Source organism: Coleofasciculus sp. H7-2, assembly GCF_042747725.1.
Lineage (GTDB): Bacteria > Cyanobacteriota > Cyanobacteriia > Cyanobacteriales > FACHB-T130 > FACHB-T130.
On record NZ_JBHZGO010000013.1, the window covers coordinates 1 to 14466 of the forward strand.

Sequence of the window (14466 nt, forward strand, 5' to 3'; positions counted from 1 at the left end):
AAGGCTGGCTTAGGATTGACGGCGGGAGCCGGTGGCGCTACGGATGTAGTTGGAGAATTTGGATCGGCGACCAGATAAACTGATTCTACCTGCCGATTGGACTGAGGCAGGGCAACAAAGCGTCCTTCATCGATCAGATAGGTGATTGTCTCGCCTCGGAGACTATTGCCTTGTTGCAGGACGTAGACGTTACCACTCAGAACGATGCGGCGCTCTTTGCTGAAATACTGCGCTTGGGCAGCAGTTGCCTGAATCTGCCGCGAGGGGTAATACATTTGCACATTGCCACGAGCTGTTACCACGCCTGTTTTTGAGTTGGCTTCTTGCACATCAGAACGGACGGTGAGGGCGCGTCCATCATCGGCGGTTTGGGCTTGGGCAGTTTGGATTTGGGTGGGGATAGCGATCGCTCCCGCTAAAACAGCTGGAAGCATCAGCACTAATCCCAGGCGACGCATTAGACTTTGATTAAATTGAAATGAGGACATCATGGGTCGTGCGGAGACATCAAAGACGGTGATCGGCTCTTGTGCCTAGTTTACTCTTTCTAAAGGATCGATCCAGAACAAATCCAGCGATAACCAGGCACAACAATCCCGACGTTTCTAAGTATTGAGAAGTTTCTAAGCCTCTACTCGCACTATTTTTGGCAACTGTGAGGCATTATCGTCTTGTTGCATCTGCTCCACAAAATCAGCCACGTTTTCTGCCCCAGCTTGTTGTAGTACCATTAACAGTTCGGCACTCTGTTCGCGCAGTTCGGTGACATCAATTCCACTGTAAGCAGGTTCGTAAGCCTCCAAGCGGCGGATTCCCTCCCCCAATAAAATAACTGCACCCCGCCAGTTGAGATTGCCTAGGTGATAACACCCAACGGCAATTTGCAGCACTCCCTGATAAAACCTTTTTTCCGGCTCGCTGGCTTCCATCCACAGAGCCTCTAAGGTGTCGTGGCAGGCGTAAAACTCGCGCTGATTAAACTCTTCGATCCCTTGCCAAAATTCAGATGGGGTTTCTTCAGTCATTACGTATTTCTTGAGCTTGAGATTGTTTGCGATCGCTCCCTGAAATACATCTTGAGCCAAAAACAATAGTGTCTACCGTAGGACTTAATAGCCGGGGATGACTGGATTGGTTAATTCTGAGGGGTAAGTAAGCACACTGATGACTGACCCGACTGTCTTGACTTTGACAGCAGCTGTCTTGATGGCGATCGCCTATGGCAGTTACTTGTTCAATTGCTCTTTGTGTTGAATTTCATTCCTATAAAGTAGCAAAGAGCGTTTTGCCTAAGTAGAAATTCCGTATCCTACTTAACCATACTAGAAATTTATGAACCCTAGATAAAGTTTTGGCAAAGTTTCTGTGAAGTTCACCTAATTGCCTCAAAAAGCTTATATCTTCTTATAAAGAGAAATAGGTATTTGGAATGTTGTCTAGTGCCTTGCACTATAACTTTCGATAGAGATTCAGCAGATTTACATCCAAATTTGGAGCTATTGCGTAATTAAGCTAAGAGTTTTGAAGCCGAGCCAAACCACTACCAGCCACTGTTAAATCTACTACAAACATCTACCTAAATAGACGTAAGTTACGCGAATACCTCTGCTACATAATTCTTATAGAATATGGTAAAATCTTTACAAATTAGGTTAAAAGTAGGTTAAGAAGGGGGAAAGTACATCTAAGGTGTCAAGTAAAACTACGCAAGCAAATATTGAGATACGGATCTTTAGAGTGTAATTAAGTAAAGGAGCCAAGCATGACAAATACGCCTTTATTAAAGACCAAGCTAGACCTACGGGAACCTGTCTTTACAACCCTACGTAAGGGAATTGGTAGAGGCTGGCTACGACGGCTAACGCTACTCTCAGTAGATTCCACGCTGCTATTTGCGGCATGGCAAGTAGCTGAAACTTACGGTACTCCCATAGCTTCTCCTTGGAGCGTGGGAAACAATCCGATGTCATTACTGCCCATCCTTACTACTCAGATTGGAGTAATGGCAGCACAAGGACTGTATGAAGGTGGACAAAAGCGTTGCGCCTACCGGAAGTTAATCAAGTCACTGACTTTATCTCATATAGTTCTGCTAATCATCGCTTTTTTCTATAAACCAGGAGATTTTGTTTCTCGTTCCACTTTTATACTGTCTTTGTTGTTGAGTATATTGTTTACTTATGCTGGTCGCCTGAGCGTGGATTTTATTATCAAGCATCTTCGTCAAAAAGGTGCAATGCGATCTCCCATTTTCTTAATCTGTCATCCTAAAGATACTGAAAAAGCTATAAATTTGTTGAAACGAGAAAAATGCTATAGGATAATGGGCTTTTCCGATCTTTCATTAGCTGAAGAATTAGGATGGGGAGAAACAATCGAACATATACAATCTTTAGGAATTGTAGAAGTTTTTATATGTTATTGGGGCACTATAAAGGAGCGAATGTTTCTTTATTGGAACTTACGTAATGCAGGAATTACATTAAATATTTTGCCAATAGGTTTAGAACCTTTTTCGCAGAGATCTGAGCCTTTTATGATAGGTGGAATACCTTCTATCAAGTTTTCTCCTCCACTGATTACGGGAAGTGATTTTTGGATTAAGCGTTGTTTTGATTTTTGTTCTTCGATTATATTGCTATTACTTGCAGCTCCAATTTATCTTTTGATTGTACTGTTGATAAAACTAGATTCTCCGGGACCCGTTTTTTACAAGCAAACCCGTGTTGGTCTAAATGGTAAGCAGTTCAAGGTATGGAAATTTCGGACGATGGTTACTAATGCTGACAAACTTCAAAAGGAATTAGAAGCATACAATGAAATGAAAGATGGGGTACTTTTTAAAATAAAAAGTGACCCACGCATTACAAAAGTTGGTAAATTTCTGCGGCATTATAGCTTAGATGAGTTACCCCAACTATTGAACGTAATTTTTGGAGAAATGAGTTTAGTTGGTCCGCGTCCATTACCTGTTCGAGATGTCAATAATTTTTCGGAACATCACTTTGTACGTCAGGCGGTTTTACCTGGAATAACAGGACTTTGGCAGGTATCGGGTCGTTCGGATATAACCAATTTTGAACAGGTAATCCAACTGGATTTTTTCTATATAGAGAACTGGTCGCTACTGTTAGACTTACAAATTTTGATGCAAACCGTTACAGTTCTTATATATAGAAAAGGAGCTTATTAAAGAAGAGTAGAAGGTAGAGATGTGTAATTGATAAGCACGTAAGAACAAGAGAATATTAAATCGATGTAGCACAACAGATGTCAATTACAGTTTTTTTGAAGAAAAACAAGATAGGGGTGGGAATACAGGGGAATTGAGTGTTACTCAGGAGTCTTACAGAGTAATGATTGGGCGATCGCTTAAAGTAATGTAGCGATTCCGTTACGGCAATGCTAGGATAAATTGTCAAGTCCTCCCACATCCCCGTACTTTTTCATGAGGTTTTCATGCAATCTCAATCTACAGATTACATCAATATAGATTTGCAAAAGTACTGGCTGAGCCTAAAACGGCGCTGGTTCCCAGCTTTAGCTGTCTTTGGATCTTGTACGGCGATCGCTATCGTCATGGCACTCTTACAAAAGCCAGACTACGAAACCCAAGGAAAGCTGTTATTTAAGATTAATCGTACCTCTTCCCTAACTGGAGTAGGCAAAGAAATAGGTGAGTTAGACCCCTTAGCTCAAAAGAGTAATCCTCTCAATACAGAAATAGAAATTATTAAGTCTGTTCCTTTAGTTCAGAAGACCATAACTGCACTCAATGTAAAAGAAGAAGATGGCACTCCTAGTAAACCTAAATCATTGATAAAAAAACTTTTAAAGGTAAAAAATATTGCATCAACAGATGTAATAGAGATTTCTTATAAAAGTTCTGACCCTGAAGAAGCGGCGGCAGTGGTCAACAAACTAATGGATCTTTATATAGAAAAAAACTTACTAACTAATCGTGCTGAGGCTGTTGCAGCTCGTGAATTTATAGCTTCGCAGCTGCCTAAAGCTGAAGCAAGCGTTCGTCAAGCAGAAGCAGCCCTGCGTCTATTCAAAGAACGAAACCAGGTTGTAGCTTTGGATGAGGAAGCTAAATCGACAGTAGAAGTTATTAAGAATTTAGACAACCAAATTACCGAAACTCAGGCGGGTTTGGCAGATATGAATACTCGTTCTATAACTCTTCAAAAGAAATTGGGTACGACTTCACAGGAAGCCATAGCCATAAATTCTCTGAACCAGTCTTCAGGAGTGCAAAAAGCTCTTGCAGAATACCAACAAGTAGAATCTCAGTTGGCAGCTCAGCGCAGCCGCTTTCTAGACACCCATCCTGCAATCGTCGATTTGAAGGAAAAAAGAGCCACTTTAGAAGCCTTATTAGAAGAGCGGGTAGAACAGTCTCTTGGCAGTCAGCAGCAACTGTCAGAACGGAATTTGCAGATTGGAGAGAGCAAACAAAAACTTAGCGATGACTTGGTCAAAACAGAGGTAGAACGCTTAGCTTTGGGTAGTCGGCTAGCTTTGCTATCTAACACCCAGTCGATGTATAAACAAAGGATAAATATACTACCCAAATTGGAACAAGATCAGCGGGAGCTACAGCGGCAAGTGGAAGCCGCCCAATCAACCTATGAAGTTCTATTAAAAAAGCTGCAAGAAGTACGAGTTGCAGAAAACCAAAACATAGGGAACGCTAGTATTATGGAATTCGCCTTAGTTCCTGAAAAAGCCTCAATTCACAAACCAGCTTTAATCCTAGCCTTAGGAATTCTGCTGGGTATGCTATTTACTACAGCAACCATTGTAGTTTTAGAAATCAGAGACACATCCATAAAAACCCTTAAAGAAGCAAAAGAGCTGTTTGGGTATACATTGCTAGGAACAATTCCTGCTTTTGGGAAAAAAGTTAACCAGCGTGGTAAGGAGCAGGAATGGACTATTCCAGAGATCCTGGTTAGAGCTGTTCCCGGTTCGTCGCTTAGCGAAGCGTACCCAATGCTTCAGGCTAACCTGAAATTTATGAGTTCAGATAAGGCGCTGAAAGTAATTGTAGTAACGAGTTCTTCTCCCAAAGAAGGGAAGTCTACAGTTGCTGCCAATTTAGCAGCAGCTACGGCTGAACTAGGACGACGGGTATTGCTAGTGGATGCGGATATGCGCCGTCCGTTACAGCACCACATTTGGGGACTGACTAATGTAGCAGGTTTAAGTGATGTGCTGGTAGGTCAGGCTGAATTTGAAGCAACTGTGGCAAGAGAAGTGATGCCAAACTTGGATGTCTTGACTTCTGGGGTGATGCCTCCAAATCCAATGGCTCTTTTAGACTCCAAACGCATGGCTGTACTGATTTCGTATTTTTCCGAACACTACGATTTTGCGATCTTCGATACGCCTCCTGTAATCCAGGCAGCTGATGCTTTGAGTTTGGGTCAAATGACCGATGGTATCTTATTCGTGGCACGGCCTGGGGTGGTTGATTCTACTAGTGCAATTGCTGCTAAAGAGTCACTGGAGCGTTCGGGTAACAATATTTTAGGTCTAGTGGTCAATGGCGTGATCTTGGAAAACGAATCTGACAGCTACTTTTACTATGCCAAGGAAGACTCCTTTGCCAAACTGAATGATACAACTGCTAAAAAGGCTATGTCCAAGAGTGGAAAATATAGCGATCGCTCTTAAGCAGACGCTAAGTTGAGATGGGTTTTTGTAAATGCATCAATCGGTTGCTGTAGCGCTCAAACAAGAAAAGGTGCCAATTTGTCAAAGCTCCTGAGAAACATCTCTCCTGCGGCTGACCCTGCTCAGCACTTTCGCACCGACCATCTGAAGAATGACCTGAAGGGTCGTTCCGTTCGAGGTGGTGCAGTCACGATGGTGACGCAGGGTTGTAAATTCCTCCTTAACCTGGGATCTACGGTTGTTCTCGCCCGCCTGCTCTCCCCGCAAGACTACGGGTTGCTCGGTATGGTCACTAGCCTTACAGGTTTTGTCTATATATTCAATGACATGGGCCTGTCGGCGGCAACTATTCAAAAGGCTGAGGTTAACCATAAGCAGGTCAGCACCTTATTTTGGGTGAATGTTGCACTCAGCATCTCGCTCGCGCTGCTGACCGCAGCAATGGCACCGCTGATTGCTTGGTTCTACGGGGAGCCACGCCTGATATGGATTACGCTCGTGGTGGCTGGGACGTTTATCTTTGCGGGTCTGACCGTCCAGCACCAAGCGTTGCTCAGGAGGCAGATGCGTTTTGTAGCCTTAGCAGCTATCGATATTATCTCTATTTTGGTTGGCGTCGCCACCACCATTATCGCGGCTTGGTATGGGGCTGGCTACTGGGCACTGGTACTGATGCAAGTAGCAACGGTGATAGCTACTTGTGTGGGAGTTTGGGTAATGTGCGGTTGGCGTCCCGGTCCACCCGTTCGAGGTTCCGGTATCCGTTCCATGCTGGCTTTCGGCAGCAACCTTGCGGGTTTTGACTTCCTGAACTACATGGCTCGCAACCTTGACAACGTGCTGATCGGAAGGGTGTGGGGAGCTAATGCTTTAGGTCTTTATGTGAAAGCATACAGCTTAATGATGCTTCCTTTGCAACAAATCAATTCCCCGATTAAAGCCGTTGCCGTTCCCAGCTTGAGCCGATTGCATTTTGAGCCAGAGCAATTTCGCAACCACTACCTCAAGGCGCTTTCGCTGCTCACTTCTATTACTGCGCCTGTAGTTATCCTCATGCTGGTCATCTCCGAAGAAATCGTCGAGCTGATTCTTGGTTCGCAATGGGGTGAGGCAAGTATCATTTTTAGATTTTTGGGCATATCTGCACTGGTACAACTAATTACCAACACTTCTGGCTGGCTATACATCTGTACAGGTAGAACTGACCGGATGTTTAAGTGGGGAGTATTTAGCTCCACCTTTCTAGCAATGTCGTTTTTTATTGGCTTACCCTACGGAGCCAAGGGGGTTGCCTTAAGCTACTCGATTGCCAAACTTTTGCAGACATGGCCGTGTATGTACTATGCAACGCGCAACACGTCCATCACTATGCTCGATTTATTGCGTGCTGTGCAGCAACCTTTGCTCGCATCTATCCCGGCAGGAGCGATCGCTCTGACCCTTAAATTGACCATCGGCTCTAGTTTGCCTGCCTGGTCTACGGGTATTATTACCTCCTTAGCAATGGCATTGACTTATTACCTAATTATGTTTCATGTCTTCAATGCAAAGGAGCTTTATTTATCTGTTGTGAGCCAGTTCAAACGACGCTAAGCGAACAGAATTTCAAAAACGTGAATTATTAAGCTGTAGGAGAGTTATTGTGAAGGTAGCAATATTCGTGGATCGGTTTCCTGTCATTTCAGAAACGTTCATTTTAAATCAAATTACAGGTTTAATCGAGCGCGGGCATGAAGTTGAGATTTATTCCATTTATACGAACAAGGCAGGTAATCTTGCTAAAGTCCATCCAGATGTCAAAACTTACCGACTTTTAGAGCAGACTTATTGTGCTGAAGTACCAGACAATTTTCTCTTAAGAGCGCTCAAAGGTTTTGGTTTACTATTAGCAAATTTCTATAAAAAACCCGTCCTGCTGTTGCGATCACTCAACATTTTTAAGTACAGCCGATCGGCAACTTCACTCAAGTTGCTATACGCAACAATTTTATTAATGAAACGGCAGACAACTTATGATGTCATTCATTGCCAATTTGGTCATTTAGGTCTGATGGCAATGGCTTTGAGAGAGTTGGGGGTTCTGCAAGGAAAACTGATTACGCATTTTCGCGGTTCTGATATTAGTAAATATATTCAGCAGGTTGGTGAAGACGCTTACGAGCCACTGTTCAAGACAGGCGACCTTTTTCTCTCGAACTGCGACTTTTTTAAGCGACGACTCGTTAAATTGGGCTGTGAAGAAAACAAGATTATCGTATTTGGATCGGGAATTGATTGTAGTCGATTTCGCTTTAGTCCCCGCTATCCGCATCCGGACGGACGTATTAAAATTGTAACCACAGGTCGCTTGGTTGAAAAAAAAGGTGTAGAGTACGGTATTCGCGCTGTTACCAAGTTAGCAAACACCTACCCAAATATTGAGTACAATATTGTAGGTGATGGCCCTTTATTGAAAGAATTACAACAACTCATTCAAATCTTAAAAGTTGAGCATAGTGTACACTTAATAGGTCGAAAACAACAGCAAGAGCTCATTGAACTTCTCAATAATTCTCATATTTTTATTGCTCCATGCGTAACAGCTAAAGACGGCAATCAAGATGCTCCCGTAAATACCTTAAAAGAAGCAATGGCAATGGGTTTGCCTGTTGTTAGTACCCAACACGGCGGAATTCCAGAACTGGTTGAAGATGGAATTTCTGGGTTCCTTGTACCCGAACGGGATGCGGATGCTTTAGCTGAAAAGTTGGGCTATCTCATCGCACACTCGGAGGTTTGGCCTGAAATGGGACAAGCGGGTCGTGCGTATGTGGAACAGCACTACAACCTCGACCAACTTAATGATTATCTAGTTGAAATTTACAAACAACTGCTGAATCAAGAAATTTATAGTCAAAACAAGCTACCCGCTTTAGATGGGATGGTTGGGTAAAACCCTCCTCACAATCGACCTGAAGAACAGATAAACTGTGAGATGAAACGTTGAAAATTATAATTCATAAAAACTTTTTTGAAGAGGTATTTGTAGTTATATCGCTTCTGCTGTTCACCGATGCTTTGATTTCGCTTGTGCGTGAAGAATTGGGATTTAAATTAGATGCGAGCAGCGGCGATGGAATTATGCAAGTGCTTTTGTTTGGAATTTATGGAATTACATTTTTTTTTATTAGGTGGCAAAAAGTTGTTTGGGCTGTGACCAAGGAAAAGCTAGCATTTGTCTTAGTAACATTCGCTTTATCTTCAGTAGTATGGTCAGTCGCTCCACCTGTGACTCTGCGCCGCAGTATTGCGTTAGTGGGAACCACCATCTTTGGAACGTACTTGGCTACGCGCTATAGCTTAAAAGACCAGTTGCGCTTGTTAGCTTGGGCATTAGGGATTGCATGCTTACTGAGTTTAGTATTTGCTGTAGCGTTACCGAAGTATGGAGTGCATCAGATAGGTACCCATGTAGGAGCTTGGAGGGGAATATATACGCATAAAAATGCAATGGGGCGTGCTTTAAGCTTAAGTTTTATGGTCTTCTTGCTTCTAGCTCTGGAAGGGGGAAGACATCGTCTGGTGAAATGGGCTAGCTTGGGTCTTACCGTTGCCCTAATTCGGATGTCAACCTCAGCGACACCTCTTTTGTCCTCACTGACTCTTGTCAGTTTTTTGCCATTATATTGGGTTTTGCAATTGCGCCATCCGTTGAGCGCGCCTTTATTTGCTATGGGAGTGATGGCAGGGACTACAATTACTACATGGTTTTTTGGAAATGTGGAAGCCATACTCGGTGCTGCGGGGCGGGATCTGACCTTTAGCGGACGGACAGAGCTATGGTCGGTTTTGCTAGATATGATTAACAAACATCCCTGGTTAGGCTATGGATACAGTGCTTTCTGGCTAGGCGAGAAGGGTGAATCTGGAAAGGTCTGGAATATCATCGGATGGCAACCCACTTATGCCCATAACGGTTATCTCCAACTAGGTCTTGATTTAGGGTGGGGAGGAATATGGATATTTGCGCTGGGATTTTTTATTAATCTTATGCGAGCATTAACGAGGGCACATACTAACAAGACGGCATCTGGGTTATTGCCTCTGACATACTTGACGTTGATGTTGCCATATAACATCAGCGACAGCGTAATTTTGCAGCAAAATAATATCTTTTGGGTTCTTTATGTAGCAATGTCTCTTTCGCTGGTTGTCCAACATCAGGAGTCACCTCAGATGTCGGCGTCAGCGAAACTTGCAGCAAAGGAGAAAGGTTGAAAAATGCTGAGGAAGCTGACTGGAAACAGACATTTCTTAGTCTTTGCTTGTTTGAAGTTGTTCTTGAAGTATTTGGAAAAGTTCAATGGAACAAAATGCTAGTGTGAAGCGTAGACTGGGATACTTATCAGCTGCCCCGCGCTCTTCTACTCATCCTGATGCGGAAGTAGGCGGACCGCGATCGCATATGCTTGGGGTAATGCGAGCTTTTGAAGTTCTCCAGTGGGAAGTTAAACCCTTTATTGTGGGCGATCGCGTACCCTTGAGCTGGGTAACGGCAGGCTCAGAACGCGCCGTCACGGGTGGGTTTCTCCGTACCCTGGTATCAGATATAGTACGCCTCAATATGGGTGCCCTGAATGCAAGACGAGCTTGGCAAGAATTAGGTCAGCAAGTTGACTGGGTTTACGAACGCCGTGCTGCACTTCAATCTTTAGGCTGGATTTTCACGCGGCACGGTATCCCTTGGATATTAGAAACCAATTCCCCTCTGTTCTACGAATCCAAAGCCGAGCGGAAAAATGTTGTCCTAAGCAGACTTGAACGATGGTTAGAAATCAAAGCTTACCAAGATTGCGACATCCTGATTTGCGTTACCGAAGCGCTCAAAGAAATTATCGTTCGCGAAGCAGATATTTCGCCTGAGAAAATCATTGTGCTACCTAACGGTGTAAACACTTCTATATTTAACCCCGAAGGGCAGCAGCCGAAGCGCATATTTGATAACTTTACAATTGGCTTTGTAGGTGTTCTGTATGCTTGGCAGGGGATAGAAGATTTGCTGGTAGCCTTGCATGATCTGCGGACAGATGGCTTGGATATGTCCCTAGTCGTCGTGGGAGACGGTCAAATGCGTACAGAATGGGAGGCATTAGCTCAGAAACTGGGCTTATCCAACAACGTGAAGTTTGTCGGTCAAGTTCCCTGGAACGAAGTACCCGCTTATATTGCCGGATTTGACATGGGATATTCTGGTCATGTCAAGCTACAAATCGGCAAGATGTACCATTCGCCACTCAAGATATACGAGTATATGGCGATGGGTAAACCAGTCTTAGCTTCAGCTTTTGAGGATGCTCAACGGGTGCTAAGGGAAGGGGAAACCGGATTTTTGTTCCAATCCGGAGACAGGCAGGAACTCAAATCTGCATTGATCAAAGCTTATAAGTCGAGGACAGCACTGCCAGAGATGGGGCGTCAGGCTCGTGAAGAAATTTTGCTCAATCACAGTTGGATTGCTCGCGTGCAGACATTGATTAAAACAGTTGACCAAATCTTGGAGCTAAAAAAGCAGCAGTCAGATGCGAACGTTGTGACATTATCACCTGATTAAAGACAGGAAGCGTTCAGATTTTGATAAAACTTAGCGGATTTAATTAGCAGTATGTGAATTCATCCTTAGTCAAAAATTACAGACTATCCGCTTTGCCAAATAGGTGCAGTATTGTTGAAACAGATAAACTCACTCGCAAATCTATTGCCTTGAACAGCCGAGTATTGGCACATTTTTTGACAGATATGTCCCCTTGCTTTTTCCTTCTTCTCAAAAATTCTATTTTTGCTGAAACTACAGCTTGATACCAAGTTGCTTCATGTATAGATTTTTTTTATGGGGAACGAGATGAAGCACTAGCGCAGCATCTCGTTCCGGCTAGAGATGTTTTTTTATTCCTCTAACGCTGCGTCAGAAGGACAGATTTGAACGTAACTCGGTATAAATACTTTCTGTTTTTCGTTATAACTAATAATTTAGTACAATCTTTACATTGAATTTAAAATTAATAGATTAAAAATAGAGAATAATCAGTTACAATATGATACAATAAAAATCAGCAAATAGGGGCTTAAAATCTGACATTCAATTCAAGCGCTATTTAGTGCAAAACTGCGCTTTTAGCAAATTTTATAGCGCTATATGTTTGTTTGCATAGTTACACTTAATGCTGCTGGTTTTGCAGGATTCGCTTATAAACACACAATCTTTGACTTATAGCGATCGCCCACATCAGAAGGTAACGATTGCAGTTATTTTTTTGAGGTTTTGTCAATGTAAATTACAATATCTGTAAAAAAAATTATCCGTTTTATGCTTCTTGTAGTGCTGGGTTTTGCTCTTGCAAGTATTGCTGGACAAATATCCAAACACTTCTTAGGGGATTCCGATCTATTCGGCTTTGTCTCACAGTTCAATTTAGCAACTGAGAAAAATTTTCCTACTTATTATTCCGGATTAACGTTGCTATTCTGTTCTCTGCTACTAGCGGCGATCGCTTTTAGTAAAAAGAAAGCAAACGATCGCAACTGTCGAAGAACTACTGGAAATGCTAGGCATTATTATCTTTATTTACGCCCTGTTGTCATACATAAGTTCGCAATTGAAAGAAATGCGAATTTTCATCAATAGCAACGAGCCAGCCGCTGTTAAACCAAAAAATTACTAAATTGGGAGTTCAGCTCAACAACATTAGTTGGAAAGAAAGTCTTTTCTGTCGTTACTAAATTGCAAAATATGAAATCTACAACACATCAGGTAAACTTTAAACGTTCGCTGAGTCTTCTTGGCGTTACTGTTTATCCCTTGACTATAGAAAACCTTCATAGTCTGATTGCTGAGGCTGTCACTAATAGCCAACGGTGGATTATTGCTAATCACAACTTGCACAGCATCTACCTTTACTACCACGACCGCAAGATGCGTGACTTTTATGCAAAAGCAAATTACGTACACGTGGACGGGATGGCTCTAGTCTTGTTGGGCAAGTTTTTAGGTCTTCCTCTCAGCCGAGAGCATCGAGTTACATACGCAGATTGGACACATCCCTTGATGGCGGAAGCGGTGCAACAAGATTGGCGCGTATTTTATATAGGTTCCAAGTCGGGAATTGCGGAGCGAGGAGCCGATATTCTGCGAGAACAGTACCCAGGCTTGCAGATAGCAACGGCACACGGCTACTTTGATGCTCATCCAAATAGCCTAGAAAACCAAGCCGTTTTAGAAAGGATTAAGGCTTACCAGCCGCACGTGCTGATGGTGGGTATGAGTATGCCCCGCCAGGAACACTGGGTACTGGATAATCTTGAACAACTCTCTGCTAATGCTATCTTGACCTCCGGTGCCGCTATCGACTATGTGGCGGGTGCTGTACCGACTCCGCCCAGGTGGGCAGGAAAATTGGGACTAGAGTGGTTGTTTCGTCTGCTGGCTGAACCGCAGCGGTTGTGGCGGCGCTACTTAGTCGAGCCTTGGTTCATACTGAGGTTGTTTTTAGCCGAACTACTAAAATTCAAGCAGCGTCCCTTAAACAAGTAAGGAAGGAGTTGCAGTGGCAAAAAAACGAATCCTAAGAGGGCGGCGTAGCTTTTTATTGGGTTTGGGGACTTTGGTGGGGACAGGAGCTTTAGCGATCGCCAGTAGATCCCAGTATGGAAATCCACTTCAAGCGCTTGCTAACAAACGAAATTTTCCAGTGCTGGGGAACACCCCTCTACGCAACCGGGCGGCGGCAAAGGGATTAATTTATGGGGCAGCTACTCAAAAATATATGCTCTCCTCAAACACAGCATTTGCAACTCGCTTTGCCCAAGAGTGCGCCATGCTGGTGACAGAAGATGACTTGAAATGGAGAGCGATTCGTCCGACTCCACATAATTTTGACTTTACTCGAAGCGACTGGCTTGCTGAGTTTGCCAACACTCACAATATGCTGTTTCGCGGGCACACTTTAGTTTGGCACGCCAGATTACCTAAGTGGTTTAAAACGACAGTTAACCGTCAAAACGCCGAGCAGATCATGGTAAACCATATTAAGACAGTTGCTGGGCACTATGCTGGAAAGATTCATTCATGGGATGTGGTCAATGAGGCAATTTTCCCAAAGCATGGACGTGTTGATAGTCTGCGAAACACGCCGTGGCTGAAGTTTATAGGACCTGATTATATTGAGATTGCCTTTCGCGTTGCAGCAGAGGCAGATCCACAGGCATTATTAGTTTATAACGACTATAGTTTGGAGTATGACACGCCGAAAGATGAATCAAGAAGAACGGCTGTCTTAAAGTTGCTAGAGCGTTTAAAGTCTAGGGGAACTCCAGTACACGCTCTTGGTATTCAAGCGCATTTATGGGGGGGAGAGACTCGCTTTAGCGCTAAAAAGCTGAAGACTTTTCTGGAGGATGTTGCCAGTCTTGGGCTGAAAATCATGATTACCGAACTGGATGTAATAGACAAAAAGTTACCAAAAAATATTAATGTACGCGATCGCCTCGTCGCCGGAATCTATGAGGAATATCTATCAGTAGTGTTGGAGCAACCAGCGGTCATTGCAGTATTGACTTGGGGATTAAGCGATCGCTATACATGGCTTTCAGATAAGCAACCACGCAGAGATGATGCACCAGTGCGTCCCCTGCCACTTGATGCACAAATGAAACGCAAGTTGGCATGGAATGCGATCGCCAGTGCTTTTGATACCGCACCCGTGCGTAAAGGCAACATGACTGACATCTAGTTGTCGTGACTCCAAATAA

The 14466-nt window shown here is 43.5% G+C and carries 10 protein-coding genes; 8 read left to right on the plus strand and 2 right to left on the minus strand.

Translation table 11 applies throughout. The annotated features are described in order from the left end of the window. The coding region (locus ACFW2W_RS02085) for an LptA/OstA family protein (protein ID WP_378172680.1) at positions 1 to 491 on the minus strand (491 nt) is incomplete at its 3' end. 132 nt (positions 492 to 623) lie between these two features. Continuing rightward, on the minus strand, positions 624 to 1025 hold the full coding sequence (locus ACFW2W_RS02090; RefSeq protein ID WP_378172771.1) for a DUF309 domain-containing protein: 402 nt from the start codon (positions 1023 to 1025) through the stop codon (positions 624 to 626). A 737-nt stretch (positions 1026 to 1762) separates the two neighbouring features. Here ACFW2W_RS02090 and ACFW2W_RS02095 point away from each other — a divergent pair. From ACFW2W_RS02095 to ACFW2W_RS02130, 8 genes are all read left to right on the plus strand, one after another. Further along, a complete protein-coding gene (locus ACFW2W_RS02095; RefSeq protein ID WP_378172683.1) occupies positions 1763 to 3193 on the plus strand; it encodes a sugar transferase in 1431 nt (476 codons plus the stop codon). A gap of 266 nt (positions 3194 to 3459) precedes the next feature. Continuing rightward, on the plus strand, positions 3460 to 5682 hold the full coding sequence (locus ACFW2W_RS02100) for a GumC family protein (protein WP_378172686.1): 2223 nt from the start codon (positions 3460 to 3462) through the stop codon (positions 5680 to 5682). Positions 5683 to 5760: 78 nt separating this feature from the next. Then, entirely contained in the window at positions 5761 to 7275 is a 1515-nt protein-coding gene (locus tag ACFW2W_RS02105) for a lipopolysaccharide biosynthesis protein (RefSeq protein WP_378172689.1), read from the plus strand. Between the two features lie 49 nt (positions 7276 to 7324). Further along, the gene (locus tag ACFW2W_RS02110; protein ID WP_378172691.1) at positions 7325 to 8614 is read left to right on the plus strand and encodes a glycosyltransferase; all 1290 of its coding nucleotides are present in this window, start codon (positions 7325 to 7327) and stop codon (positions 8612 to 8614) included. Positions 8615 to 8664: 50 nt separating this feature from the next. Next, entirely contained in the window at positions 8665 to 9939 is a 1275-nt protein-coding gene (locus tag ACFW2W_RS02115; RefSeq protein ID WP_378172694.1) for an O-antigen ligase family protein, read from the plus strand. Between the two features lie 85 nt (positions 9940 to 10024). Beyond that, the gene (locus ACFW2W_RS02120; RefSeq protein ID WP_378172697.1) at positions 10025 to 11272 is read left to right on the plus strand and encodes a glycosyltransferase family 4 protein; all 1248 of its coding nucleotides are present in this window, start codon (positions 10025 to 10027) and stop codon (positions 11270 to 11272) included. A gap of 1176 nt (positions 11273 to 12448) precedes the next feature. Beyond that, a complete protein-coding gene (locus tag ACFW2W_RS02125; RefSeq protein ID WP_378172699.1) occupies positions 12449 to 13249 on the plus strand; it encodes a WecB/TagA/CpsF family glycosyltransferase in 801 nt (266 codons plus the stop codon). Between the two features lie 13 nt (positions 13250 to 13262). Then, positions 13263 to 14447: an endo-1,4-beta-xylanase gene (locus tag ACFW2W_RS02130; RefSeq protein ID WP_378172702.1), complete on the plus strand. Its 1185-nt coding sequence runs from the start codon at positions 13263 to 13265 to the stop codon at positions 14445 to 14447. Positions 14448 to 14466 lie beyond the last annotated feature (19 nt).